The 23,293-nt window shown below is 61.5% G+C and carries 26 protein-coding genes; 12 read left to right on the top strand and 14 right to left on the bottom strand.

What is annotated here, in order from left to right:
* Positions 1-49 precede the first annotated feature (49 nt).
* A complete protein-coding gene (gene rhaS, locus U5G49_RS24955; RefSeq protein WP_018448549.1) occupies positions 50-1,045 on the bottom strand; it encodes a rhamnose ABC transporter substrate-binding protein in 996 nt (331 codons plus the stop codon).
* Between the two features lie 48 nt (positions 1,046-1,093).
* Positions 1,094-1,906 carry a DeoR/GlpR family DNA-binding transcription regulator gene (locus U5G49_RS24950; RefSeq protein ID WP_018246533.1) on the bottom strand — a complete coding sequence of 271 codons (813 nt, stop codon included), beginning with the start codon at positions 1,904-1,906 and terminating at the stop codon, positions 1,094-1,096.
* Between the two features lie 198 nt (positions 1,907-2,104).
* On the opposite strand from U5G49_RS24950, the gene U5G49_RS24945 reads away from it, so the two are divergent.
* Together U5G49_RS24945 and rhaI are read left to right on the top strand one after the other, a co-directional pair.
* A complete protein-coding gene (locus tag U5G49_RS24945; protein WP_193446897.1) occupies positions 2,105-4,201 on the top strand; it encodes a bifunctional rhamnulose-1-phosphate aldolase/short-chain dehydrogenase in 2,097 nt (698 codons plus the stop codon).
* A gap of 196 nt (positions 4,202-4,397) precedes the next feature.
* Positions 4,398-5,690 carry an L-rhamnose catabolism isomerase gene (rhaI, locus tag U5G49_RS24940; protein WP_047617897.1) on the top strand — a complete coding sequence of 431 codons (1,293 nt, stop codon included), beginning with the start codon at positions 4,398-4,400 and terminating at the stop codon, positions 5,688-5,690.
* 93 nt (positions 5,691-5,783) lie between these two features.
* Here the strand turns inward: rhaI and U5G49_RS24935 are convergent, their stop codons facing one another.
* Complete coding sequence (locus tag U5G49_RS24935; protein ID WP_018246536.1) at positions 5,784-6,242, bottom strand: carboxymuconolactone decarboxylase family protein; 459 nt, start codon at positions 6,240-6,242, stop codon at positions 5,784-5,786.
* Between the two features lie 111 nt (positions 6,243-6,353).
* Here U5G49_RS24935 and U5G49_RS24930 point away from each other — a divergent pair, with 111 nt between their 5' ends.
* Both U5G49_RS24930 and U5G49_RS24925 read left to right on the top strand, forming a co-directional pair.
* Positions 6,354-7,223, top strand: coding sequence for a sigma-70 family RNA polymerase sigma factor (locus U5G49_RS24930; protein ID WP_047617899.1), 870 nt, complete (start codon positions 6,354-6,356; stop codon positions 7,221-7,223).
* Between the two features lie 276 nt (positions 7,224-7,499).
* Complete coding sequence (locus U5G49_RS24925) at positions 7,500-8,708, top strand: amidohydrolase/deacetylase family metallohydrolase (RefSeq protein ID WP_193446898.1); 1,209 nt, start codon at positions 7,500-7,502, stop codon at positions 8,706-8,708.
* Positions 8,709-8,730: 22 nt separating this feature from the next.
* On the opposite strand, the gene U5G49_RS24920 is transcribed toward U5G49_RS24925, so the two are convergent.
* From U5G49_RS24920 to U5G49_RS24910, 3 genes are all read right to left on the bottom strand, one after another.
* Complete coding sequence (locus U5G49_RS24920; RefSeq protein WP_115156888.1) at positions 8,731-9,579, bottom strand: IclR family transcriptional regulator; 849 nt, start codon at positions 9,577-9,579, stop codon at positions 8,731-8,733.
* A 112-nt stretch (positions 9,580-9,691) separates the two neighbouring features.
* Complete coding sequence (locus U5G49_RS24915) at positions 9,692-10,114, bottom strand: type II toxin-antitoxin system VapC family toxin (RefSeq protein WP_193446899.1); 423 nt, start codon at positions 10,112-10,114, stop codon at positions 9,692-9,694.
* Positions 10,114-10,362, bottom strand: a complete 249-nt coding sequence (locus U5G49_RS24910) for a type II toxin-antitoxin system Phd/YefM family antitoxin (RefSeq protein ID WP_018246541.1) — start codon at positions 10,360-10,362, stop codon at positions 10,114-10,116. The genes U5G49_RS24915 and U5G49_RS24910 overlap by 1 nt, the downstream gene beginning before the upstream one ends.
* Before the next feature lie 116 nt (positions 10,363-10,478).
* Here U5G49_RS24910 and U5G49_RS24905 point away from each other — a divergent pair, with 116 nt between their 5' ends.
* Entirely contained in the window at positions 10,479-11,336 is an 858-nt protein-coding gene (locus U5G49_RS24905) for an SDR family oxidoreductase (RefSeq protein ID WP_131607157.1), read from the top strand.
* A gap of 81 nt (positions 11,337-11,417) precedes the next feature.
* On the opposite strand, the gene U5G49_RS24900 is transcribed toward U5G49_RS24905, so the two are convergent.
* On the bottom strand, positions 11,418-11,633 hold the full coding sequence (locus U5G49_RS24900) for a hypothetical protein (RefSeq protein WP_018448558.1): 216 nt from the start codon (positions 11,631-11,633) through the stop codon (positions 11,418-11,420).
* Positions 11,634-11,760: 127 nt separating this feature from the next.
* Here U5G49_RS24900 and U5G49_RS24895 point away from each other — a divergent pair, with 127 nt between their 5' ends.
* On the top strand, positions 11,761-12,384 hold the full coding sequence (locus tag U5G49_RS24895) for a TetR/AcrR family transcriptional regulator (protein WP_017968388.1): 624 nt from the start codon (positions 11,761-11,763) through the stop codon (positions 12,382-12,384).
* A gap of 138 nt (positions 12,385-12,522) precedes the next feature.
* Positions 12,523-12,711 (top strand): hypothetical protein, encoded by a 189-nt coding sequence (locus tag U5G49_RS24890; protein ID WP_018246545.1) that lies wholly within the window; start codon positions 12,523-12,525, stop codon positions 12,709-12,711.
* Here the strand turns inward: U5G49_RS24890 and U5G49_RS24885 are convergent.
* Entirely contained in the window at positions 12,708-13,142 is a 435-nt protein-coding gene (locus U5G49_RS24885) for a DUF1810 domain-containing protein (protein ID WP_018246546.1), read from the bottom strand. The two genes, U5G49_RS24890 and U5G49_RS24885, sit on opposite strands and share 4 nt — an antisense overlap.
* A 176-nt stretch (positions 13,143-13,318) precedes the next feature.
* Complete coding sequence (locus U5G49_RS24880; protein WP_193446910.1) at positions 13,319-13,597, bottom strand: hypothetical protein; 279 nt, start codon at positions 13,595-13,597, stop codon at positions 13,319-13,321.
* A 275-nt stretch (positions 13,598-13,872) separates the two neighbouring features.
* Here U5G49_RS24880 and U5G49_RS24875 point away from each other — a divergent pair, with 275 nt between their 5' ends.
* Positions 13,873-15,243, top strand: coding sequence for an amidase (locus U5G49_RS24875; RefSeq protein WP_193446900.1), 1,371 nt, complete (start codon positions 13,873-13,875; stop codon positions 15,241-15,243).
* 66 nt (positions 15,244-15,309) lie between these two features.
* A complete protein-coding gene (locus U5G49_RS24870) occupies positions 15,310-16,170 on the top strand; it encodes a sugar phosphate isomerase/epimerase family protein (protein ID WP_193446901.1) in 861 nt (286 codons plus the stop codon).
* Between the two features lie 18 nt (positions 16,171-16,188).
* Here the strand turns inward: U5G49_RS24870 and betC are convergent, their stop codons facing one another.
* Positions 16,189-17,703, bottom strand: coding sequence for a choline-sulfatase (gene betC / locus U5G49_RS24865; protein ID WP_193446902.1), 1,515 nt, complete (start codon positions 17,701-17,703; stop codon positions 16,189-16,191).
* Between the two features lie 141 nt (positions 17,704-17,844).
* On the opposite strand from betC, the gene U5G49_RS24860 reads away from it, so the two are divergent.
* The 3 genes from U5G49_RS24860 (at position 17,845) to U5G49_RS24850 (ending at position 19,963) form a co-directional block, all read left to right on the top strand.
* On the top strand, positions 17,845-18,747 hold the full coding sequence (locus U5G49_RS24860; RefSeq protein ID WP_193446903.1) for a choline sulfate utilization transcriptional regulator: 903 nt from the start codon (positions 17,845-17,847) through the stop codon (positions 18,745-18,747).
* 120 nt (positions 18,748-18,867) lie between these two features.
* Complete coding sequence (locus U5G49_RS24855) at positions 18,868-19,071, top strand: hypothetical protein (RefSeq protein WP_018448564.1); 204 nt, start codon at positions 18,868-18,870, stop codon at positions 19,069-19,071.
* 100 nt (positions 19,072-19,171) lie between these two features.
* Positions 19,172-19,963 (top strand): HpcH/HpaI aldolase family protein, encoded by a 792-nt coding sequence (locus U5G49_RS24850; protein WP_193446904.1) that lies wholly within the window; start codon positions 19,172-19,174, stop codon positions 19,961-19,963.
* A gap of 3 nt (positions 19,964-19,966) precedes the next feature.
* On the opposite strand, the gene U5G49_RS24845 is transcribed toward U5G49_RS24850, so the two are convergent.
* The 4 genes from U5G49_RS24845 to U5G49_RS24830 form a co-directional block, all read right to left on the bottom strand.
* Positions 19,967-20,647 (bottom strand): spermidine synthase, encoded by a 681-nt coding sequence (locus U5G49_RS24845; protein ID WP_113544389.1) that lies wholly within the window; start codon positions 20,645-20,647, stop codon positions 19,967-19,969.
* 70 nt (positions 20,648-20,717) lie between these two features.
* Positions 20,718-21,617, bottom strand: a complete 900-nt coding sequence (locus U5G49_RS24840; protein WP_018246555.1) for an ABC transporter ATP-binding protein — start codon at positions 21,615-21,617, stop codon at positions 20,718-20,720.
* The gene (locus U5G49_RS24835; RefSeq protein ID WP_018246556.1) at positions 21,614-22,417 is read right to left on the bottom strand and encodes an ABC transporter ATP-binding protein; all 804 of its coding nucleotides are present in this window, start codon (positions 22,415-22,417) and stop codon (positions 21,614-21,616) included. The genes U5G49_RS24840 and U5G49_RS24835 overlap by 4 nt, the downstream gene beginning before the upstream one ends.
* Positions 22,414-23,292: an ABC transporter permease gene (locus tag U5G49_RS24830; RefSeq protein ID WP_018246557.1), complete on the bottom strand. Its 879-nt coding sequence runs from the start codon at positions 23,290-23,292 to the stop codon at positions 22,414-22,416. Before U5G49_RS24830 ends, U5G49_RS24835 begins: the two co-directional genes overlap by 4 nt.
* Between the last annotated feature and the right edge of the window lies 1 nt (position 23,293).

Genomic DNA, 23,293 nt, shown 5'->3' with positions numbered 1-23,293 from the left:
AGAATCCCGGCGGCCATCAGGCCGCCGGGCTTTTATGCGTCGGCTTGGATCAGAAGACCTTGGAGAACTGGTCGATGTTCGTAGCGTTGTAGACGAAGGGATCGGCCATGGCGGCTTCGCCGTTGTCGCCGACCTTGATCTTGCCCATGCGGCCGGCCTCGATCTCGCTGCCCGGCTTGCCGTCGGTCTCGCCCTTGACGAGGCGATAGGCGATCTGCGTTGCGGAGTAGCCGAGATCGATCGGGTTCCAGATGGCGAATTCCTTCGTCGCGCCCGACTTGATCGCGCCGGCCATTTCGGACGGCAGGCCAAGGCCGGTGACGTAGACCTTGCCGACAAGGCCCTTGTCTTCGACGACCTTCGACGCGGCGAGAACGCCGACCGTCGTCGGAGCGACGATGACCTTGATGTTCGGGTTCGCCTTCAAGAGGCCCTCGGCTTCACGATAGGACTTGTCCGAGAGGTCGTCGCCATAGACCGTGGTGACGAGGTTGAGGCCTGGGAAATCCTTGAGCTGCTTCTTCATCTGGTCGATCCAGATGTTCTGGTTGGTCGAGGTGGTCGTTGCCGACAGGATGGCGAAGTCACCCTTGCCGCCGTCGAGATGGTCCTTGACGAGGGTCAGGCACATCTTGCCGATCAACTCGTTGGACGACGGGTTGAGCTGAAGGATACGGCCTTCAGGCGCGACGCCGGAATCCCAGGAGATGACCTTGATGCCGCGCTGTGTAGCCTTCTTCAGCGCCGGAACGAGCGCGTCGGGATCGTTGGCCGAAACCGCGATGGCGCTGACGCCTTGGGCGATCAGCGAGTTGATGACTTCAATCTGGCCTTCGGCCGTCGTCGTGGTCGGACCGGTATAGATGACCTCGACGCCGCCGAGTTCCTTGGCCGCTTCCTGCGCGCCCTTGTTGGCAGCATCGAAGAAGCCGTTGCCGAGCGACTTGACGACGAGACCGATCTTGATGTCGGCAGCACTTGCCGTGCCGGCCATCATGGCGACGGCAAATGCCACGCCGATTGCGAGTTTCTTTGCGAGTTTCATGCTTTCATCCTCCCACTTGATTGACACTCTTCACACCTGGCCGGCGCCTTATGCGACCGACGAGGAATCCTCCTTGATTGCCTGGGCGACCGGGCTCGCGACAATGAGCCTGATGCCGGCATTCTCGATCATCCTGACGGCTTCCTCGGGAATGCCGTCATCGGTGATGATCGTAGACACACGCTCGAGCGGGCACAGAATGAGGCTCGACCGGCGATGGAACTTGCTGGAATCGGCCATGACGACCAGTTCGTCGGCCTGATGCATCAGCTTCTGCTCGCTCTGGATGATCAGCGCGTCGGCTTCCATGATGCCGAGCGGGCCGACGCCCTGCGCGCCGATGAAGAAGCGGCGAGCGTAGAAATTGCGGATCGCGTCATTGTCGAAAGGCGAGAGGATCAGGCTCTGCTCGCGATAGATCGCTCCGCCCGGCACCGTCACCGTGTTCTTCGAATGCTTGACCAGATGTTCGGCGATCGCGAAAGAATTGGTCATTACCTGCAGGCGGTGCGCCGCCATGAAATGCACCATCTGGAAGGTGGTCGTGCCACCGTTGATGATGATCGCGTCGCCAGGATCGCAAAGCTCGACTGCCTGGCGGGCGATTGCGCGTTTCTTATCGATGTTGACCGATTCCGATACCCGGAAGGGGCGCCCGGCGAGATTGCCGAGCTGCGGCGGATGCACGGCCTCGGCGCCGCCGCGCACGCGCCGGATCTTGCCCTGAACATGAAGAGCCGCGATGTCGCGCCGGATCGTCGCCTCGGAAGCCTCGGTCAGTTCGGAAATGTCCTGAACCGTCACGACGGACTTTTCCTGAACGGCGCTCAGAATGATGCGATGGCGTTCGCGTTCGTGCATGGGGCTCCTCCTTCAATCGTTTATTTCGCACATATGACAATGTGTCAATCAAAAACGATCATAAATTTTCATATTGCGCTGCACAATAATCGAATTTGATCGTTTTCGATTGACAAGCTGCGTTTTGATGAGCGATACCGTCAGCGAAAAGGGCGCTGAACTTTGCGTCCCGATGATGATTTCATATGGGAGGATGACATGGCGGCGAACGTCCGGCTTCTGGAAAACCGGTGGGATGATGCTTACGCGGCAGGCCTCGATGAGCCTGGCAAGCTGCTCTATCGCTCCAACCTGCTCGGCGCCGACAAGCGCATCACTAATTATGGCGGCGGCAACACCTCGGCGAAGGTGCTGGAAACCGATCCGCTGACCGGAGGCAAGGTCAAGGTACTCTGGGTCAAGGGATCGGGCGGCGATGTCGGCACGATCAAGCTCGACGGTTTCGCGACGCTCTACCAGGACAAGCTGGAATCGCTGAAGAGCATCTACAAGGGCGTCGAGGACGAGGACCGCATGGTCGGCTTCCTGCCGCACTGCACCTTCAACCTGAACGCCCGCGCAGCCTCGATCGATACGCCGCTGCACGGTTTCGTGCCTTTCACCCATGTTGACCACATGCATCCTGATGCGATCATCGCGATCGCCGCGTCGAAGAATTCGAAGGAATTGACGCAGCAGATCTTCGGCGACGAGATCGGCTGGCTGCCCTGGCGTCGTCCGGGCTTCCAGCTCGGCCTCGACCTCGGTGCTTTCGTCGCCGCAAACCCGAATGCCAAGGGTGTCGTGCTCGAAAGCCACGGCCTCTTTACCTGGGCTGATGACGCCAAGGCCTGCTACGAGCTGACGCTCGATATCATCAACAAGGCGATCGTCTGGTTTGCCGAAAAGACCGAGGGAAAGACGATTTTCGGCGGTGCGCTCACTGAGAGCCTGGCCGTTGCCGAACGCCGGGCCATCGCCGCTCGGCTGATGCCGGAGATCCGCGGCCGCATCGGCAAGCAGGAGCGCAAGCTCGGGCATTTCGACGATCAGGACTCCGTGCTCGAATTCGTCAATTCCCGGGATCTGCGTCCGCTCGGCGCACTCGGCACCAGCTGCCCGGATCATTTCCTGCGCACGAAGATCCGCCCGCTGATCGTCGATTTCGACCCGGCCAAGCCGGATGTCGACGCGATCGTTGCTGGTCTCGACAAGGCGCTGGAGGATTACCGCGCCGATTACGCCCGCTATTACAACGACTGCAAGCATGACAATTCGCCCGCCATCCGCGATGCCAATCCCGTCATCTTCCTCGTTCCTGGCGTCGGCATGCTGTCCTTTGCCCGCGACAAGGCGACGGCTCGTATTGCCAGCGAATTCTACGTCAACGCCATCAACGTCATGCGCGGCGCCTCGACGGTCTCGGAATATCAGGGCCTGCCCGAGCAGGAAGCCTTCGACATCGAATACTGGCTGCTCGAAGAGGCCAAGCTGCAGCGCATGCCGAAGCCGAAGAGCCTTGCTGGCCGCGTCGCCTTCGTCACCGGCGGCGCCGGTGGTATTGGCCGGGCGACGGCCGCGCGCCTCGTCGGCGAAGGCGCCTGCGTGGTGCTTGCCGATATCGACCAGGCAGCACTCGAGGGCACCGAAGCCGATTTCGTCAAGAAATATGGCGCCGACGCTGTGCGCAGCGTCCGGCTTGACGTCACCAAGGAAGATGCGGTGATCGCCTCCTTCGCGGAAGCCTGCGTCGAATTCGGCGGCATCGATATCCTCGTCTCGAATGCCGGCATTGCCTCGTCCGCGCCGATCGAAGCCACCGAGCTGTCGACGTGGAACCGCAATATCGATATTCTGGCGACCGGCTATTTCCTCGTCTCGCGCGAAGCGTTCCGGCTGTTCCGCCGTCAGGCGCTCGGCGGCAACGTCATCTTTGTCGCGTCGAAGAACGGTCTTGCCGCCTCGCCGAATGCATCTGCCTATTGCACGGCAAAGGCTGCCGAAATCCATCTCGCCCGCTGCCTGGCGCTGGAAGGCGCGGATGCCGGCATCCGCGTCAACACCGTCAATCCGGATGCCGTCCTGCGCGGCTCGAAGATCTGGAGCGGCGAATGGCGCGAGCAGCGCGCTGCGTCGTCCAAGATCGAGGTGGACGATCTCGAGGAACATTACCGCAAGCGTTCGATGCTGAAACTCAACGTGTTTCCGGAAGATATCGCCGAGGCGATCTATTTCCTCGCATCGGACCTTTCGGCAAAATCGACCGGCAACATCATCAACGTCGATGCCGGCAACGTGCAGAGTTTTACGCGGTAAGAGGGACGCTCTTCTCCCCGGCGGGGAGAAGATGCCGGCAGGCAGATGAAGGGGGACGCAGAGCGAAGCGATGCGTGTTCTGGGCGGGGCAGCGAAGGACCATTAATGCCCTACCCGGCCGCCCCCTCATCCGACCCTTCGGGCCACCTTCTCCCCGCTGGGGAGAAGGGAAGAAAGAAACAATCGGGAGGAAGAAATGGCCGAATTCAGGATCGCGCAGGATCTGGTTGCGACGGATAACGACAAGCGGGCAACAGCGCTGAAAGCCGATTACGAGGCACTGGGCGCGACGCTTGCCCGTCGCGGCGTCGATATCGAAGCAGTCACCCGGAAGGTTGCGGAATTCTTCGTCGCCGTTCCCTCTTGGGGCGTCGGCACCGGCGGCACGCGTTTTGCCCGTTTCCCCGGCACCGGCGAGCCGCGCGGCATCTTCGACAAGCTCGACGATTGCGCCGTCATCAACCAACTGACGCAGGCGACGCCGAATGTCTCGCTGCATATTCCCTGGGACAAGGCCGACGCCAGGGAGTTGAAGGCCAAGGGTGATGCGCTCGGCCTCGGCTTCGATGCGATGAATTCCAACACCTTTTCCGATGCGCCCGGCCAGGCCCATTCCTATAAATACGGCTCGCTCAGCCACACCGATGCGGCAACACGGGCGCAAGCGGTCGAGCACAATCTCGAATGCATCGAAATCGGCAAGGCGCTCGGCTCCAAGGCATTGACGGTCTGGATCGGCGACGGCTCGAACTTCCCCGGCCAGAGCCATTTCACCAAGGCTTTCGAGCGTTACCTCGCCTCGATGGCGGATATCTACAAGGCACTGCCTGATGATTGGAAGCTGTTCTCCGAGCACAAGATGTACGAGCCGGCCTTCTATTCCACCATCGTGCAGGATTGGGGCACCAACTATCTGATCGCTCAGACGCTCGGCCCCAAGGCCTATTGCCTCGTCGATCTCGGTCACCATGCGCCGAACACCAATATCGAGATGATCGTCGCCCGTCTGATCCAGTTCGGCAAGCTCGGCGGTTTCCACTTCAATGATTCGAAGTATGGCGACGACGATCTCGACGCCGGCGCGATCGATCCCTACCGGCTGTTCCTCGTCTTCAACGAACTGGTCGATGCCGAGCAGCGCGGCGTCAATGACTTCAACCCGGCCCATATGATCGACCAGTCGCACAATGTCACCGACCCGATCGAAAGCCTGATCAACAGCGCCAACGAAATCCGCCGTGCCTATGCACAGGCGCTGCTCGTCGACCGCAAGGCGCTCTCCGGTTACCAGGACGACAACGACGCGCTGATGGCATCGGAAACGTTGAAGCGCGCCTATCGCGCCGATGTCGAGCCGATCCTCGCCGAAGCCCGACGCAGAGCCGGCGGCGCGATCGACCCGATCGCCGTCTATCGCGCCAGCGGCTATCGCAAAAAGGTGGCGGCCGAGCGCCCGGCGTCCGCTGCCGGCGGCGGCGGCATCATCTGAACGACCGATGGTTTCGCATGGCCTGAAGCCATGCTGATTAGGGATGATGGTTGCCGGCAGCGCAGGGGTGACGCGCTGCCGGCGTCCCGCCGTTTACGGCTTCCAGGCCCCGGCGATCTGGCGGGTGGCGATGTTCAGCCGGTTCCAGACATTGATGTTGGCGATGGCGATGACGAGTGCCGCAAGGCTCCTGCCGTCATAATGCCGGGTCGCTTCGTCCCAGACATCGTCCGGCACAGGGTCGGCGCGGTCGCTGACACGGGTGACTGCCTCGGTCAGCGCAAGGGCTGCGCGTTCGGCGTCGCTGAAATAGGGCGAGTCGCGCCAGGCGCCGATGGCGAATAGCCTTTCGTCGGTTTCGCCGAGCTTCTTTGCAATACGAGGATGACCGTCGACACAGACGCTGCAGCCGTTGATCTGGCTGGCGCGCAGGTTGACGAGTTCGAGCAGCTTGGGCGAAAGGCCGGTTTCGACCGGCACCTTGCTGAGCGCATTGAGCGCCTGCATGGCCGCGGGAAGGACGAGGGCGGGGTTTCCCATTCTCTCCTGCATGGTATGTCTCCTTGATGCGTTTACTGTTGTTCGACGATCCGCCGGCGCTGTCACATCGGCCGGGTTTCATTCGTCATGGCTTTGACGGAACGCAGCGGAGGAATGTGACAAATGGACGAGAAAAAATGGCTGGCCGATGAGTTTGAGGCGAACAGAGCGCATCTGAGGGCCGCAGCCTATCGCATGCTCGGCTCACGCAGCGAGGCTGATGATGCCGTTCAGGAGGCCTGGCTGCGGCTCAGCCGCACGGATACGACAGGGGTCGGCAATCTCGGCGGCTGGCTGACGACGGTGGTGGCGCGCATCTGCCTCGACATGCTGCGCGCCCGCAAGACCCGGCGCGAGGAACCGCTGGAGGTGCCCGTCCATGGCGGGATCGCCGATCCGACGGACGATCCCGAGCGCGAAGCCGCCTTTGCCGATTCGGTCGGTCTGGCACTGCTCGTCGTGCTGCAGACGCTGGCGCCCGCCGAACGCGTCGCCTTCGTGCTGCACGACATGTTCGACCTGCCCTTCGACGAGATCGCGCCGATCATCGGCCGCTCGTCCGCGGCCGCCCGCCAGCTCGCGAGCCGCGCCCGCCGCCGGGTGCAGGGTTTGGACGAGGCACCTGATGTCGATCTCGGCCGCAAGCGGACGATCGCCGAGGCCTTTCTGACGGCGTCGCGCAACGGCGATCTGGAGGCGTTAATCGCGGTGCTTGCCCCCGACGTCGTCTTCCGGCCCGATGCGACGGCGGCCCGCTTCGGCACCATTGGCGAAATGCGCGGCGCAGCTCACGTGGCCGAAGCCTTCAAGGGTCGGGCGCAGGCGGCAGAAATCGCCATTGTCGACGGTGAGCTCGGATTCGTCGTGGAGATCCAGGGCCAGCTCCGCGTCGTGGTGGCGCTGACGATCGCCGATGGCAGGATCGCCGCGATCGACGCCATCGCCGATCCGGATCACCTGGAACGGCTTGACTATTCGATCCTTCGAGATTGAAAACAAACGCGAATTTATCGGATCTTCGAAACGGGCGCGCTTCGAAAGGAGCGCACCGCTTACGTTTCCTCAGTGGTGACGGCCACGTCATTTTTCTTGACAGCGGCGTCCTCAGCTTTATTCTATTATAAAGACTTATATAGCATAATTATGGAATTATGACGATGCGGTGCCCTGAGGCGTCATCTCTAGCTTCCTCATTACTCTTCCAGAGCAACCCGCAGACGGATGGCCGAGGAGCGATCCCGGTCCGAAACTTCGAAAGGAATGCATGTCATGCCCGGCGACCAGGCGAAGAAGCCGCTTCTCCTCACCAATGTCAAACCGATCGCTTTCGGTGCGGGCACATCCGAGGGGACAATCGACATTCTCGTCAATGCCGGCGGCAGGATCGCCGAGATCGGTCCGTCGCTTTCAGTTTCGCAAGATGTGACGCGCATCGACGGCAAGGGCGCCTTCATTTCGCCCGGCTGGGTCGACCTGCACGTGCATATCTGGCATGGCGGCACTGATATTTCCATCCGTCCGTCCGAATGCGGCGTCGAGCGCGGCGTCACCACGCTGGTCGATGCCGGTTCGGCCGGTGAGGCAAATTTTCATGGCTTCCGCGAATATATCATCGAGCCCTCGCGCGAGCGCATCAAGGCCTTCCTCAATCTCGGCTCGATCGGTCTTGTGGCCTGCAACCGCGTTGCGGAATTGCGGGATATCCGCGATATCGATCTCGACCGCATTCTCGAAGTTTATGCCGAAAACAGCGAGCACATCGTCGGCATCAAGGTGCGCGCCAGCCATGTCATCACCGGGTCGTGGGGCGTCACGCCGGTCAAGCTTGGCAAGAAGATCGCCAAGATTTTGAAAGTGCCGATGATGGTGCATGTCGGCGAGCCGCCGGCGCTCTATGACGAAGTGCTCGAGATCCTCGGCCCCGGCGACGTCGTCACGCACTGCTTCAACGGCAAGGCCGGGTCGAGCATCATGGAAGACGAGGACCTCTTCAATCTCGCCGAGCGCTGCGCCTCCGAGGGCATCCGTCTCGACATCGGCCATGGCGGCGCCTCCTTCTCCTTCAAGGTCGCCGAGGCGGCGATTGCGCGCGGGCTTCTGCCGTTCTCGATCTCGACCGACCTGCACGGCCATTCGATGAACTTCCCGGTCTGGGACCTGGCGACGACGATGTCGAAGCTGCTCAGCGTCGGCATGCCTTTCGACAAGGTGGTGGAAGCCGTCACCCATGCGCCGGCATCCGTCATCAAGCTGTCGATGGAGAACCGGCTTTCGGTCGGCTCGCAGGCGGAATTCACCGTTTTCGATCTGGTCGATTCCGATCTCGAGGCGACGGATTCCAACGGCGACGTCTCGGTCCTCACCAAGCTGTTCGAGCCGCGCTATGCCGTGATGGGCGCCGATGCCTTTGCCGCCAGCCGCTATGTGCCGCGGGCGCGCAAGCTGGTGCGCCACAGCCACGGCTATTCCTACAGGTAGGATCCGCTGAAAAGCGCAATGCTCAGCGGTTGCGCCAGCCCATCAGCTTTTCGATCCGTTCCGCTGAACTACGCACATGGGCCGTATAGTGGTTCTCGTCGGAAAAGGCCTTCTGTTCCGGCAGCACGATGGAAATGGTGGCGACGCACTGGCCATCGCGATCGCAGATCGGCGAGGCGATGCAGGCAACCGCATAATCGGATTCCCCCGCCTGGATCGACAAGCGCGACTCGAAGGCTTTGCCGGCGGCTTCCGACAGCGTACCCGGATCGATCTCGGCGCGGCCGGTCGGTGAAGAGCGGGCGCAGCGCTTGAACAGTTCGATGCGCTCCTGCTCGGGCAGGTGGCCGACGAGCAGGCGGCCGGAGGCCGTCCAGTTGAGCGGCACCCGGGTGCCAACGCGGGACGCGACCTGGAAGTGGCTCGGGCCGTCGGCCATGGCGAGCACCAGCATATAGTCGCCGTCGCGACCGCAGACCTGCACGGTTTCGCCGGCCTGGCGGCAGAGATCGTGCATTTCGTGGGTGGCGATGCTCATGAAATCCAATGAACGTGCGTAGGCAAGGCCGTAGTGGTAGAGCCGCGCGCCGAGCCAGATCGAGCCGTCCGTCTGCCGCGTCAGCATGTTCTTCTCGACGAGATCGTCGACGATGACGTAAACGGTCGAAAGCGGCGCCTTCACAGCCTTGGCGATCGCATAGACGCCGGCGGGCGATCCGGTCTCATAAAGATGATCGATCACCTGAAGCGCCCGGTCGATGCCGCTGACACGCGCGCGGCGTGCCCCCTTGCGATCGGCCTCGCTGGCAACGCCCTCATCTTCGGAGTAAACTGCGGATGATGTTTTTCCGTCCAATTCCACGCACCTCATGAAAACTGCGATCATGTTACATTACTATGGCATAGTTGTCGCTGTGGCAAATCGCAACATTTTGCAGGTTGATCGTATGGGAGGCTGAGTGATACCCACGATATCGTCCACTTCATAACAGCCGATAATGCGCACCGACGATGCTGCAAGCTTTTGCCAGCCCCTTGTCCAGCGTGACGAGCGTGGCGTCGCTGCCGATCGCGACAGCGAGATGCAGAGCATCACCGGCGCGAAGACCGATATTAAATTGATCTGGCATTCGTGCCGCTTCGATGAAGTGCGACCGCGATATGGGCAGGAGCTCGAAGGACGTCGAACATTGCTCCTTGAACAGCGCCAAAGCCTTGCTGCGATCGTCCGGATCGAGCTGTCCGTTTCTCGCCTTAAGCGCGATGGCACTCGAAAATTCGGTAATCGTCCAGCCGCTGACCGCGATCTCCTCGGATTGACGCGCTGCCAGCCATTGCTGCACGTCGTCCGTGCGGGTTTCTATCGTCCAGGCGGCGACGAGGACTGATGTGTCGATATAAAGCATCAGTAGCGATCATTGTCGCGCATGTCGCGGATGAAGGTCGCGGAATCGACCGGCTTGGCCGGCGGCTTCATCGAGGCGGTCAATGCCTTCAGCCGCGCGACATCGACCGGTTTTTTGCGCGTCTTGACGGGCACGAGCTGCGCCACCGGCTTGCCATGGCGCAAAATCTCGACGGTTTCGCCGGCTTCGACGCGATTGAGCAATTCGCTGAGATGGGCCTTGGCTTCCGCTAAATTAACACTCGCCATGACACCCTCTTGATGACCAATTTTCTAGTCATTTTAATCCGAAAGCAAAACTGCCGCAAGACCGCTGGAACAACAAGTCTTAGCCTGAGTTTGCCCCCTGAACACAGGAGGTCATGATGCCAAATTACCCAACACCCCCTTTTCCATCCCAGAAACAGCCGATGCCTGGTTTCACCACGCAGATGGATCCTATTCCCGATCACGGCGAGGAGAGTTATCGCGGCGCCGACAGGTTGAAAGGCAAGCGGGCGATCATCACCGGCGGCGATAGCGGCATCGGTCGGGCGGTGGCAATCGCTTACGCCAGGGAGGGTGCCGATCTGGTGATCTCCTATCTCGACGAGGATGAGGATGCCGATGAGACGAAACGGCTCGTCGAGCAGGCCGGACGCAAGGCTATCCTCGTCAGCGGTGACATCCAGGATCCGGCCCACTGCCGGCAGATCGTCGAGACGGCGGTCAAGGAACTTGGCGGTATCGACATTCTGGTCAACAACGCCGCGCATCAGGCAAGCTTCAAGAGCATTGACGAGATCAGCGACGAGGAATGGGAGCTGACCTTCAAGGTCAACATCCATTCGATGTTCTACCTGACCAAGGCAGCCGTCGCCCATATGAAACCCGGCAGCGCCATCATCAACACGGCCTCGATCAATTCGGACAGTCCAAACCCGACGCTGCTTGCCTATGCGACGACCAAGGGCGCGATCCAGAATTTCACCGCCGGCCTTGCCCAGCTTCTGGCCGAGAAAGGCATTCGCGCCAATGCGGTGGCGCCGGGGCCGATCTGGACGCCGCTCATCCCTTCGACACTGCCTGAAGAAAGCGTCAGCAATTTCGGCAAGCAGGTGCCGATGAAACGGCCCGGCCAGCCGGCCGAGCTGGCGACAGCCTATGTGATGCTGGCCGATCCCTTGTCGAGCTACGTCTCCGGCACGACAATCGCGGTCACCGGCGGCAAGCCGATCCTCTAAAGCGGCAAGGGCCGCCGACAGGTTATGACGGCGGCCCTTGACGGGGGCAGGGAGAGATCCCCAAGCTTTTCAGGCGGCTTGTCAGCCGAAGCAGGGCATGGCGGGCAGATTGGCGCGGTTTGCGAGTGCTCCGATCATATTGCCCACCGAAGTCGAGCGCGGTTCGCGTTTGCGGGCGGCCGTCTCCAGGAGTTGCTTGAAGTCTTCAAGCTTCACGCCGTCGGCGCGCAACACCATGGCAATCAGGGGGTCGCGAAGGGCTTCGGATATCGTCAGGTCATCTCTGGTCTTTGTCATGGTTGTCCTCCTTTCGTGGGCGGTCGCCCGTGTTCCACTTTCCGCTGCCATGCCCTCGGCATTGACTTTCGCGTTAAGTGGTGTTACCGGTAAGTAACAATGCATTTGTTACCGATCGGTCACATTGATGTCAAGGACTACGTCCGCAAAAAAATCAGAAACTTCGAATGAAATCTCCGCAGCCGTTCCAGAAGATCGCATCCCGCCGCGGGAGCGTATCGTCTCGACCGCCTCGGAGCTTTTCCGCGAGCGCGGCATCCGCGGCATCGGCGTCGACGCCATTGCCGACGCGGCTCTGACCAACAAGATGACGCTGTATCGGCATTTCGGCTCTAAGGACGAACTCGTCTGCGAAACGCTGCGCCGCGCCTCCGAAAAGGCGGGTACCATCTGGCGCGATCTGGAAGCGGCCTATCCCGGCAATCCGCGCGCCCAACTGGACGCCTGGGTGGAACTGCGGGCGCAGTGTCTGAACGGCGAGCCCGCCGGCTGCGATCTCGCCAATGCCGCCATCGAGCTGAAGGGCGAGGGCCATCCCGCCCACGAAATGATCGAGCGGCACAAGGCCGAACAGCGTGATCGCTTGGCCGCGCTCTGTTCGGCGGCCGGCGCGCGCGAACCCCAGCTTCTTGCCGATACGTTGACGCTGCTGCTCGAGGGTGCCCGCGTCAGCCGCCAGGCCATGGGCGCTGCCGGCTGCTGCGGTCATTTCGCCAAGGCCTGCCACGCGGCGATCGCTTCTTTCGCCTGACCGCCCCCTCTACAGCGCCGCGCGTCTTTTCAGACGCGCAAAGGACGCAGTGCACTTTCAATCGCTGAATTATCAGCGGGGGAACCTTACCGCTTCCATGCCGTTTTCCCCTCACCGGGGCGATGTGGAGGCAGGGAGATGAACTACGTCTATCTCAAGCGCCTATATGACAAACGCGCCGAGCTTGAAGCCAAGCTGGAGCTTCATGATGCGCGCTATTGCTTCGGCGAGGAAGAGGTCGATGATGGCACCGACATCGATCTACGTCAGCGGTTGAGCGAGATCTCCGAGGAGATTGCTACGCTGGAGAGTAGGCCGGGCCGTTAATCCGCGCCAAGGATCTCTATCGTCCGCTCGTCGAATTTTCCCTGATAGAAATGCTCGATCGCCCGGTGGAAGGGCGAACCATGGTCGCTGATCGCGGCAAACAAGGTCATCGACGAGCGTAGCTTGAGGTCGTCGGGTGAGCCCAGAATTTCATGCGCCGAGCGGCCGCCGACGGACAGAATCGCCTCGACACAGCGCAGCAGCCGGCTTGAGAGAATGGGATCGGCGAGATAGGCGCCGGCTTCCTCGGCCGAGCGGATCGCATATTTCTCGGCCATCGCCGACGTGCCGAGGCCGGCGATTTGCGGGAAGATGAACCACATCCAATGGGAGGTCTTGCGCCCGGCTTTCAGCTCTGAAAGCGCCTGTTCATAGACGCCATTCTGAGCATCGATGAAGCGATCGAGATTATAATCGACATCACCGGCCATGGTTCTTTTCCCTTTCCCGCTGTCAATGCAGCCTGGGCTCAAGGTCTCCATGCCCGGCGATCTACAGCGCCGTGCGTCTTTTGAGACGCGCAAAGGACGCTGTAGCACTTTAAATTACCGCATAATTTTATCCTTAAATCGATTCCGATTTAAGGAATTATGCGGTGGCTTTCCTGTTAGCAGACCCTCTCAGCGTAGGGGCTGCTGTCGCGGCAATGGCCGTAGGCCGGATGCTGCGGCATGTTATCGCCGGCCGGGGCGGCAATGGCCGATGTCGTCATCGGGTCTGTATTGCCGGAAGAATATGCGGCAAAACCCGCAAAGCTCAAGAGAACCAGCGCTCCGACCACGACAATGCGTTCGAAGGCCGAAAGTTTCTGTGCGCGGACATGTTCCACATAATCGCGCTCGCCTAAACCGGCGGTTTGGTCCTCTTTTACATGAAGGGTCACCATATCCTGGCGACGGCTTAAAGTTTCACAATCTGTCATTTTAATTACTCCTGCAACACATGCGGCGCCGGTCTCTCTAGAGCAAACTCTCACCCTCGTGCCGAACCGCTTCCGCATGCGTGCAGCATGTGTGTCTTCGATCGTGGCAATTGAAGGGGCGATATTCAAACGCAGTGTTCAAAAAATCGTACCAATAAACGCAAAATATCGTGAAGCTCTGGTTCACCGGAATGATCCGGGGTAGTCCAGAGAGGAACATCTTTCTTCTGGATAGTCCCATGAGCAAATCCTTCGGCGCGATGTCGGTCGCGCAACTTTCGGTCCTCATTCAAGGTGGCGCGGCCGACCCGGTCGAGGTGGCCGAGGCGGTTTTCGATTCCATCGCAAACCATGCCGACAAGGCGGTTTTCACCACTCTGCTCGAAAGCCGCGGGATGGAGGAGGCGCGCGCTTCTTCGCGACGTCTGCGGGAAGGGCGCTCGCTTGGATTGCTGGACGGCATTCCGATCGCCTGGAAAGATCTTTTCGACATCGAAGGCTTGCCGACGACGGCGGGTTCCGTCGTTCTGGCAAAGGACATGCCGGCCAAGCGCGATGCGGCTGTTGTCGCTTTGCTCAAGCAGGCGGGCATGGTCGCCGTCGGGCGCACCAATATGAGCGAATTCGCCTTTTCCGGCCTCGGCATCAATCCGCATTACGGCACGCCGGTAAATCCGCGCGGCACCGATCTCCCACGGATTCCCGGCGGCTCGTCCTCGGGTGCCGGCGTCGTCGTCGCGGCCGGGTTGGTTCCGGTCGCCATGGGCACCGATACCGGCGGCTCGGTGCGTATTCCCGCCGCCTTCAACGGCATCGTCGGCTATAAGGCGACACGCGGCCGCCACGCGATGGCAGGCGTCTATCCGCTGGCAAAGAGCCTGGATTCGCTGGGACCGCTCTGCCGCAGCGTCAGGGACGCGGTCTGGATCGATGCGGCGATGCGCGGCTTGACGGCGCCTGATGTTGTTGCGCGTCCCCTGCAAGGGCTGGAACTCATCGTGCCTGAAAACGTCGTCTTCGACGGAGCGGAAGCCGGCGTCGTTGCCGCGTTCGAGGCAGCTTTGGAACGTCTTCAAAAGGCCGGCGCCCATGTTGCCCGCACCGTCATTCCCGCCTTTAACGAGATATTCGATCTGATGACGAGATATGGTCCGCTGGTGACGGCGGAGGCTTTCGCGCTTCACCGCGAACGCTTGGCCGGACCGGACGCGGACAGGATGGACCACCGTGTCGTCATGCGCACCCGTCTCGGAAGCAAGACGACACTGCCCGATTACCTGGCGATTCTCGAGGCGCGCAGTCGCCTGATCGCCGATGTCGAGCGCCTGGTCGGCGACCGGCTGCTCGCCTTTCCCACTGTTGCCCATGTCGCTCCACCGATCGGACCGCTGGAGCAGGATGACGAGCTGTTCTTCGCGACGAACAACAAGACGTTGCGCAACACTGCGCTCGGCAATTTCCTCGACTGGTGCGGCGTTTCCATTCCCTGCGGCACCGGCGAGGCTGGCATGCCGGTCGGTCTGCTGCTTTCGGCCACCGCCCATCGCGATGAAGCGCTGCTGGGGATTGCTCTTGCCGCCGAGCCGGTCATCCGCGACGATTTTGCCTGAATTGGCAATTGAACCGGCCGGATTTAGTTGCCATTGATGGCATGAGGAGATCCCGGAGGAAAGCAAGTGCAGGTTTTGCAAAACGGACGGTTCGCGGTTTCGACATGGTCGCTGCATCGGCTGCTCGGCGCCGTTTATGCCTATAGCCCCGATCCTGACAAAAGTGCTGCGGCGAAAGAACCCTATGGCCCCGGTGCGGCGGCGCTGATCGACGTGCCGGCGGCGCTCTCGGCACGCGGCGTCAACCGGCTGGAGGTCTGTTCCTTCCATCTACCGAGCCTCGATGCCGCCTATATAAGCGAATTGCGTGACGCAATGGCGGCCTCGAACGTGCTGTTCCAGACGCTGCTCGTCGAAGATGGCGACCCGAGCCATCCGGAGACGGCCGAACGCGACGTCAAATGGATGGAGGAGTGGATTGACATCGCCGCAGCCCTCGGGGCGCAGAGGATGCGCGTCATTGCCGGCAAGCAGAAGCCGACGGAAGAAAATCTTACCCGCGCCGCCCATCATCTGAACTGGCTGGCCGGAAAGGCGGAAGGCAGCGGCGTGCGCATCGTCGTCGAGAACTGGTTCGATCTGCTGCCGTCGCCGGTCGAAATGAACTGGCTGCTGGACCGGCTGGACGGCAAGGTCGGCCTCAACGGCGACCTCGGCAACTGGCCGGCGCCGGCCAAATATGAAGGCCTTGCCGACATCATGGGCCGGGCGGAAATCTGCCATGCCAAGGCCGATTACGGCGCTACCGGCCTCGATGCCGACGATTACCGCACGTGCCTGGAGATGTGCGAGAGGGCCGGTTACGCCGGTCCCTTCACGCTGATCTACGACTCGCCCTTCTTCCCGGATGAATGGGATGGCATCCTGCTGCAGAAGGCGTTCATCGAGGATTTCCTGGGCGAGGCGCGGGCGCGCAAGACGGCTTAAATCAGAAGCGATTCTTGCTCATTCCTGGCGAGGGAACCTTTGGTTTTCCTCCAGCACGTTCAGATCCATGTGGTTGCGCATATAGCGCTCCGAGGCTTTCTGCAGCGGCTGATGGTCCCAGGGATAATAGGCGCCGTTGCGCAGCGCCGCGTAGACCACCCAGCGGCGCGCCTGGCTTTCGCGCACGGCGGCGTCGAAATCAGCAAGGTTCCAGCGCCGACGTGCCTGTTCGACAAGCCGTGCCAGGGTGTCGGCGTGCGCCGGCTTTCCTGCCAGATTGTCGAGCTCCCGGGGATCGGCCTCGAGATCGAACAGCATCGGCGGATCCTTGTCGCAGAGCGAGAGCTTATAGCGTCCGTCCCGGATGCAGACGAGCGGCGCTTCCGAACCCTCCGCGGCATATTCCATCGGCACCGGGCTGCGGCTGCCGGCGCCCACGGCAAGGGCAGCGAGATCCTCGCCCTCGGTCCATGGTTTCAGCGAGGCGATATCGATGCCGGCAAGAGCCGCCAGCGTCGGCGTCACGTCGAGCGTGGAGACGGGCTGATCGATACGTCCCGGCTTCCAGCCGGGCACCGACATCATCAGCGGAACGCGGGCCGATCCTTCGAAGAAGTTCATCTTGAACCAGAGGCCGCGATCGCCGAGCATGTCGCCATGGTCGGACGCGAACAGGATGATCGTGTTTTCGGCCATGCGGATCCGTTCCAGGACGCTGAGAATATCGCCGATCTTCTCGTCGACATAGGAGATATTGGCGAAATAGCCGCGCCTTGCCCGCCTGATTTGCTCATCGCTGATGTCGAAAGCATCGTGATCGCAGGCTTTCATCAAACGCTGCGAGTGCGGGTCCTGCTGCCCGAAGGCAATCGGAGCAACCGTAGGGTCAAGTGCCGGGCAATCCTCATAGAGGTCCCAGAATTTGCGGCGCGCGACATAAGGGTCATGCGGATGGGTGAAGCTGACGGTCAGGCACCAGGGACGCTCGTCGTGTCCGCGCGCGAGATCGAACAGCTTGCGGGCGGCGTGGTAAGCGACCTCGTCGTCATACTCCATCTGGTTGGTGATCTCGGCAATCCCGGCGCCGGTGACTGAACCCAGATTGTGATACCACCAGTCTATGCGTTCGCCGGGCTTGCTATAGTCGGGCGTCCAGCCGAAATCGGCGGGGTAGATGTCGGTCGTCAGGCGCTCCTCGAAGCCATGCAACTGGTCGGGGCCGACGAAATGCATCTTGCCGGAAAGCGCCGTCTGGTATCCGGCAGCGCGCAGATGATGCGCATAGGTCGGAATGTCAGAGGCGAATTCGGCGGCATTGTCATAGACGCGGGTTCGGCTCGGCAATTGTCCGGACATGAAGGAGGCCCGCGCCGGTGCGCAGAGCGGGCTTGCCGTATAGGCGTTGGTGAAACGCACGGAACGTTCCGCCAATGATTTCAGATGCGGCGCATGAAGAAAATCGGCCGGGCCATCGGGAAAGAAAGTGCCATTCAACTGATCGACCATCAGGATGAGGATATTCGGACGCGCCATGTGACATTGTCTCCTGGGATCTCAAAGGTCGGGGAAGGTCCTGCTGAAGGGGCACCCCTTGCTATTTGCAGATCTTATCAAAGCCAGTATCATCATGCTTGTAAAGCTGGCTTTTTTCGATCGTTGCCTAAAGGAATTTTAATGTCAGACCGCCGGCCTGAGCTTGGGTGGATGCGCATCTTCGCGGAGGTCGCAAGGCTCGGCAGCTTCTCGGCCGCGGCGGCAGCTCTCGGCCTTACGCAGCCTGCCGTCAGCTATCAGATCCGGCGGTTGGAAGAGCAGTTCGGCGTCAGTCTGCTGCGCCGTCAGCATCGCGGCGTGGAACTGACCGGGGAGGGCGAGCGGCTTTTCCAGGTCGCGGCCAAGGCGGTCGGTGACATCGATGCCCTGGCGCGCAGCTTCCGCACTGAGGCTCAAAGGCCGGTCGTCAGACTGAGAACCGACTATGCCTTTTCAGCGCTATGGCTGATTCCGCGCATGCATGGCTTTCGCCAGCTTCACCCGGAAACGGATATACAGATCGTCGCGACCCAGAGGCTTGAGCCCGGCTTTCGTGACGATGGAGATGTGGTGGTGGTTTTCGGGAGGCGGGCCGAATTCGGTGCCGTCGGATCGCTTCTGCTGCAGGAAAAGGTCGTGCCCGTCTGCACCCGAGGATTTCTCGATCGCAACGGCCCGTTCGATGATCCGCAGCAGCTTGCCAGGGCGATCCTGATCCACCTCGATTCGCCGACGCCATCGCCCTGGTTCGATTGGCGAAGTTATCTTGCCGAATTCTCCGTTACACGCGATCTCCATGCCGGCCGCGGTGATGTCAGCTTCAACACCTACTCGCTGGTCGTCCAGGCCGCTCTCAGCGAGCAGGGCGTGGCGATCGGCTGGATGGGGCTGGTCGATACACTTCTCTCCACACATATGCTGGTGGAAGCCGGGCCGCCGCTGGAAGCAAGCGACCGCGGTTACTGGCTGATACCGCCGCGATCGGCAAATATTCATAGCGAGAGGCTCAGCACCTGGCTGGTGGATGAAGTCGGCAGGACCTGACATTCAGACCGAGGCCGGCCCGTCATTGCATCCGGAATATGTTCGCGTTCAGGAGAGAAGTCTTGTCATGACCGACGCCGATCGACATTGTGGCATCGATTCATAGGGAAGGGCCGAAGCATGTCGCGAACCGTCGGATACGTCGTTGGATTGCTCATGATCCTCTTGGGACTGATCTGGATCGCACAGGGAAGCGGTTATTTTCCCTATCCCTCATCCAGCTTCATGATCAACCAAAGCATCTGGGTTCTCTGGGGAAGCATCATGGCTGTCGCGGGGCTCGCCGTGACGGTCATCATTTCACGGCTGCGCCGGAGAGGATGAGCCGGCAACCCGTGCCTGGCTTTGAGGGAATTCGACATCGAAGAGTTCCCCGAGGTGAAATATCTGGCCGCTGGCGGCCTGTCGACTTGAGGAGAATGGCATGAGCGCAGGTGAAATCGACGGCTTTGCGGACCGGATCAGGCAACACCAGGGCGGGATGATCTCCGCCTGGATTGGTATTCCCGACGCCACGCTCGCCAATCATCTGGCGCAAGAGGCCTTCGACACCATCGTGCTGGATATGCAGCACGGCATGTGGGACATGCCCTCGGCAGCCAATGCCGTCGCCCAGGTGCGGCTTGCCGGCAAACCAGCGCTGGCGCGCATACCGGTCGGTGATTTCGCTTCCGCCTCGCGCCTGCTCGATGCCGGAGCCTCCGGCATCATCGCCCCGATGATCAATTCGGCCGAAGACGCGCAAGCCTTTGTCAAGACCACGAAATACCCGCCTCTTGGTGACCGCAGTTGGGGACCGTCGCTGGCACTCAACCATACCGGCCTGTCGGCCGATGATTATCTGAAAAACGCCAACGCGCTCACCGTCGCCATCGCCATGGTCGAGACCCGAGCAGCACTCGAGGCGATCGACGACATTCTCGGCGTTGCCGGCATCGATGGCATCTTCATCGGTCCCTCCGATCTTTCGATCGCCCTGTCGAACGGCGACCAGGTTGCGCCGAACGCCGCCGAGATCGACAGCGCCATGCAGCATGCGGTTTCGCGCTGCCGCGCCCACGGCAAATTCGCCTGCGCCTTCGCCGGGGACGGCGAGCGGGCCGGCGAGCTGCTGAAATTCGGCTTCGATCTGGTCATTGCCGGTGCCGAGACAGCGCAGCTGCGCTCCGGCGCTCGCCGTGCCATCAATGCCGCCCGGAGGATTGCTTCTTCTTGAACTTCATTTCGCCGGTTTGACGGCCAGCCAGATGACGTGGCGGGCGCCGCCGCGTTTGCCGTTGGCACGTGTGTTGACCGCATCGACGGAAAAACCGCTGTCCTTGAGACGCCGCGTGAAATCGGGGTCCGGACCGGACGACCAGACGGCGAGCACGCCGCCGGCGCGCAACGCCTCGCGGGCGGCGCGAAGGCCGGCGAAATCGTAAAGCCGGTCGTTGGATTTGCGGGTCAGGCCATCAGGGCCGTTGTCGACATCGAGCAGGATCGCATCATAGGCGCCTTTACCGGAACGGATCGCCTCGCCGACATCGCCCTGATGGATGCCGACGCGCGGGTCGTCGAGGCAGCCCTGGAAAACCTCGGCCATCGGTCCGCGTGCCCAGGCGATCACGGCAGGCACCAGTTCGGCGACGGTGACGCCGGCATCTTCGGGAAGGACGGTGAGGGCGGCGCGCAGGGTAAAGCCCATGCCGAGCCCGCCGATCAATATCCTTGGCTTCGGGTGCGCCTTGATTCGTTCCCAGGAAAGCGTCGCCAGCGCTTCTTCCGAGCCGCTGAGACGACTGTTCATCAGCTCGTTGGCGCCGAGCATGATCGAAAATTCGCTGCCGCGCTGCTTCAGCCTGAGTTCGCCGCTTTCACCGGGAATGGTCGCAGAATCGAGCTGGATCCAGGGCAGCATGACGGTTTTGCCTCATATGAAAGAGACCGTCCCCTAGCATAGGGCGCTAGATGAGGCCAGCAAGCCGGCCTCAGATCATCCGCATGAAATGATCCTGCTCGAATTCGACGATGTCGTCCTGCGGCACGGCCGAACGGCGGCGGATGTCCTCCACCTCGTCGGGCCTCAGCCGGGCCTTCGGGTCGTCGAAGCGGACATCCGGATCGGGTACGGCCGAGAGCAGCAGACGGGTATAGGGGTGCAGCGGATTATCGATCACCTTGGCGACGCTGCCCCATTCGACAATCTGGCCGGCATACATCACGGCGATGTCCTCGGCGACGTAACGGGCGGTGGCGATATCATGGGTGATGTAGAGCAGACCGAGATTCATCTCCTGCTTCATCTCGTTCAATAGGTTCAGCACGCCGAGGCGCACCGAGACGTCGAGCATCGAGGTCGGTTCGTCGGCGACGATCACCTCCGGCTTGACGGCCAAGGCGCGAGCGATGTTGACGCGCTGGCGCTGGCCGCCGGAGAGTTCATGCGGATATTTTGGCGCGACGAGATCGGGATCGAGCCTGACGCGCTGCAGCAGTTCGCGGACCGCGACGTCGATCTCGGCCCCCTTGATCTCCGGACGATGCAGCTTCAGTGGCCGCCGGAGATGATGGGCGATGGTGTGGGCAGGGTTCAGCGAGGCGAAGGGGTCCTGGAAGATCATTTGCACCGAGCGGCGGTAACGGGCGATCTCAGCGGATTTCGCCGCCTCGACAGGCCGGCCCTTGTAGAGAATCCGGCCGGATGTTGGCAGATATTCGCGCATCGCCATGCGGGCGCAGGTGGTCTTGCCGCTGCCGGATTCGCCGACGAGCGCCAGCGCCCGCCCGGCATGCAGCGAAAACGAGATGGCGCGCGCCGCATGCACGGCTCCGGAACCATGGCCGAAGGTCTTCGTCACCCGGTCGAGTGCGAGAATGGCGTCTGTCATAGCAGCACTCCTCCGTGCAGTGAGGGGAAGGAGGCCCAGAGCTTTTTCGTGTAGTCATGCTTGGGCGTCCTGTAGATCGCCTCGGCCGTGTTCTGCTCCACCAGCTTGCCGGCGAGCATGATACCGATGCGGTCGCAGAACTGCACCATCAGCCCGAGATCATGGGTGATGAACAGCACGGAAAAGCCGAAGCTGCGACGCAGTTCGTTGATGCGCTGCAGGATTTCGCGCTGGACGACGACGTCGAGCGCCGTCGTCGGCTCATCCATGACGACGAGCTTCGGATCGAGCGCCATGCAGATGGCGATGACGATGCGCTGGCGCATGCCGCCGGAAAACTGGTGCGGATAGTCTCGCATGCGATCCGGCGCGATATCGACGAGCGTCAGCATCTCGGCGGTGCGCTCGCGGGCTTCCGCGCGGCTCATGTTCTTGTGAGTGCGTAGCATGTCGTAGAATTGCGTCTCGATGCGCAGCACCGGGTTCAGCGAGTTCATGGCGCTCTGGAAGACCATGGCGACCTCGCGCCAGCGGAACGCACTGAGCGCCTGCCGGTCAAGGCTGAGCACGTCGCGGCCATCGAGCAGGATGCGGCTTTCCTTGCGGATCAGCGCCGGTGGCTTGTGCAGGCGGCTGATGGCAAAAGCGATGGTGCTCTTGCCGCAGCCGGATTCGCCGGCAAGGCCGAAAACCTCGCCGGGTGCGACATCGAAGCTGACATCCTTGACGGCGCGGAAATCCTTTTCCTCGCCGATATAATCGATGGTGAGATTTCTCACCGAGAGCAGCGGCTGCGTCACAGGCGGCCCTCCCCGGAACGGACGAGCAGGGACCAGCGCTTCAGATGATTGCCGGTGCGCAGCCGTGGATTGGCGATCTCGTCAACGGCGAAGTTCAGCAATGACATGCCGATGCCGAGGAAGGCGAGCGCGAAGCAGGGGGTGAGAATATCCCACCAGGCGCCGACCGAAAGGGCCGAGGCCTTCTGTGCGTTGTAGAGCATGGTGCCCCAGGAGATCGCTCTCGGGTCGCCGAGGCCGAGGAATTCCAACGTCGCTTCGGTGATGATCGCGAAGATGACGCTGCCGATGAAATTGATGCCGACGATCGAAATCACGTTGGGAAAGATCTCGAATGTCATGATGCGCCATTGCGGCTCACCCATCATCTCGGCCGATTTGACGAAATCCTTCTGCTTGACGGAGAGCGTTTCGGCACGGGTGACGCGTGCGCCCCAGGCCCAGGAGGTGGCGCCGAGGATGAGGGCGATGACGAGGGGGCTTGCCTGGCCGATGAAGGCGGCAAGCACCAAGAGCAGCGGCAGGTTCGGAACGACCAGCACCATATTGGTGAAGAAGCTGATGATCTCGTCAGTCTTGCCGCCGCGATAGCCGGAGATGATGCCGAGTGCCGTGCCGACGAGAGTGATCAGCAGGCCGGCGCCGAAGCCGACGGCAAGCGAGGTGCGGGCGCCGTAGATCAGCCGGGCAAAGACATCCTGGCCGATGCGCGTGGTGCCGAGAATATGGTCGAGTGACGGCGCCTGGTGAGGTCGTCCGGTGCGGGCGGCCGGGTCGTATTGCGTCAGGAGGGGCGCTGCGATCGCGACGAGGACGATGAAAGCGATGATGACGAGGCCGATCAGCGCCTTGCGGTTTTGAAGCAGGGTCTTCATC

This window comes from Rhizobium indigoferae (genome assembly GCF_034554815.1).
Classification (GTDB): Bacteria; Pseudomonadota; Alphaproteobacteria; order Rhizobiales; family Rhizobiaceae; genus Rhizobium; species Rhizobium leguminosarum.
Note: the sequence above shows the minus strand (reverse complement) of the source record. Positions and strands in the feature narration are given on the sequence as shown.

Bases quoted from the DNA above. Each gene is read 5' to 3' on its own strand.
- U5G49_RS24945 (WP_193446897.1), top strand. From the start codon at position 2,105: ATGGCGGCGAACGTCCGGCTTCTGGAAAACCGGTGGGATGATGCTTAC.
- U5G49_RS24885 (WP_018246546.1), bottom strand. From the start codon at position 13,142: ATGGCCGGTGATGTCGATTATAATCTCGATCGCTTCATCGATGCTCAG.
- U5G49_RS24910 (WP_018246541.1), bottom strand. From the start codon at position 10,362: ATGGCGAGTGTTAATTTAGCGGAAGCCAAGGCCCATCTCAGCGAATTG.
- betC (WP_193446902.1), bottom strand. From the start codon at position 17,703: ATGGCGCGTCCGAATATCCTCATCCTGATGGTCGATCAGTTGAATGGC.
- U5G49_RS24845 (WP_113544389.1), bottom strand. From the start codon at position 20,647: ATGCTGCCCTGGATCCAGCTCGATTCTGCGACCATTCCCGGTGAAAGC.
- U5G49_RS24925 (WP_193446898.1), top strand. From the start codon at position 7,500: ATGCCCGGCGACCAGGCGAAGAAGCCGCTTCTCCTCACCAATGTCAAA.
- U5G49_RS24855 (WP_018448564.1), top strand. From the start codon at position 18,868: ATGTCGCGAACCGTCGGATACGTCGTTGGATTGCTCATGATCCTCTTG.
- U5G49_RS24890 (WP_018246545.1), top strand. From the start codon at position 12,523: ATGAACTACGTCTATCTCAAGCGCCTATATGACAAACGCGCCGAGCTT.
- U5G49_RS24930 (WP_047617899.1), top strand. From the start codon at position 6,354: ATGGACGAGAAAAAATGGCTGGCCGATGAGTTTGAGGCGAACAGAGCG.
- U5G49_RS24875 (WP_193446900.1), top strand. From the start codon at position 13,873: ATGAGCAAATCCTTCGGCGCGATGTCGGTCGCGCAACTTTCGGTCCTC.
- U5G49_RS24880 (WP_193446910.1), bottom strand. From the start codon at position 13,597: ATGGTGACCCTTCATGTAAAAGAGGACCAAACCGCCGGTTTAGGCGAG.
- U5G49_RS24840 (WP_018246555.1), bottom strand. From the start codon at position 21,617: ATGACAGACGCCATTCTCGCACTCGACCGGGTGACGAAGACCTTCGGC.
- U5G49_RS24860 (WP_193446903.1), top strand. From the start codon at position 17,845: ATGTCAGACCGCCGGCCTGAGCTTGGGTGGATGCGCATCTTCGCGGAG.
- U5G49_RS24935 (WP_018246536.1), bottom strand. From the start codon at position 6,242: ATGCAGGAGAGAATGGGAAACCCCGCCCTCGTCCTTCCCGCGGCCATG.
- U5G49_RS24905 (WP_131607157.1), top strand. From the start codon at position 10,479: ATGCCAAATTACCCAACACCCCCTTTTCCATCCCAGAAACAGCCGATG.
- U5G49_RS24920 (WP_115156888.1), bottom strand. From the start codon at position 9,579: ATGAGGTGCGTGGAATTGGACGGAAAAACATCATCCGCAGTTTACTCC.
- U5G49_RS24850 (WP_193446904.1), top strand. From the start codon at position 19,172: ATGAGCGCAGGTGAAATCGACGGCTTTGCGGACCGGATCAGGCAACAC.
- U5G49_RS24900 (WP_018448558.1), bottom strand. From the start codon at position 11,633: ATGACAAAGACCAGAGATGACCTGACGATATCCGAAGCCCTTCGCGAC.
- rhaS (WP_018448549.1), bottom strand. From the start codon at position 1,045: ATGAAACTCGCAAAGAAACTCGCAATCGGCGTGGCATTTGCCGTCGCC.
- U5G49_RS24915 (WP_193446899.1), bottom strand. From the start codon at position 10,114: ATGCTTTATATCGACACATCAGTCCTCGTCGCCGCCTGGACGATAGAA.
- rhaI (WP_047617897.1), top strand. From the start codon at position 4,398: ATGGCCGAATTCAGGATCGCGCAGGATCTGGTTGCGACGGATAACGAC.
- U5G49_RS24830 (WP_018246557.1), bottom strand. From the start codon at position 23,292: ATGAAGACCCTGCTTCAAAACCGCAAGGCGCTGATCGGCCTCGTCATC.
- U5G49_RS24895 (WP_017968388.1), top strand. From the start codon at position 11,761: ATGTCAAGGACTACGTCCGCAAAAAAATCAGAAACTTCGAATGAAATC.
- U5G49_RS24950 (WP_018246533.1), bottom strand. From the start codon at position 1,906: ATGCACGAACGCGAACGCCATCGCATCATTCTGAGCGCCGTTCAGGAA.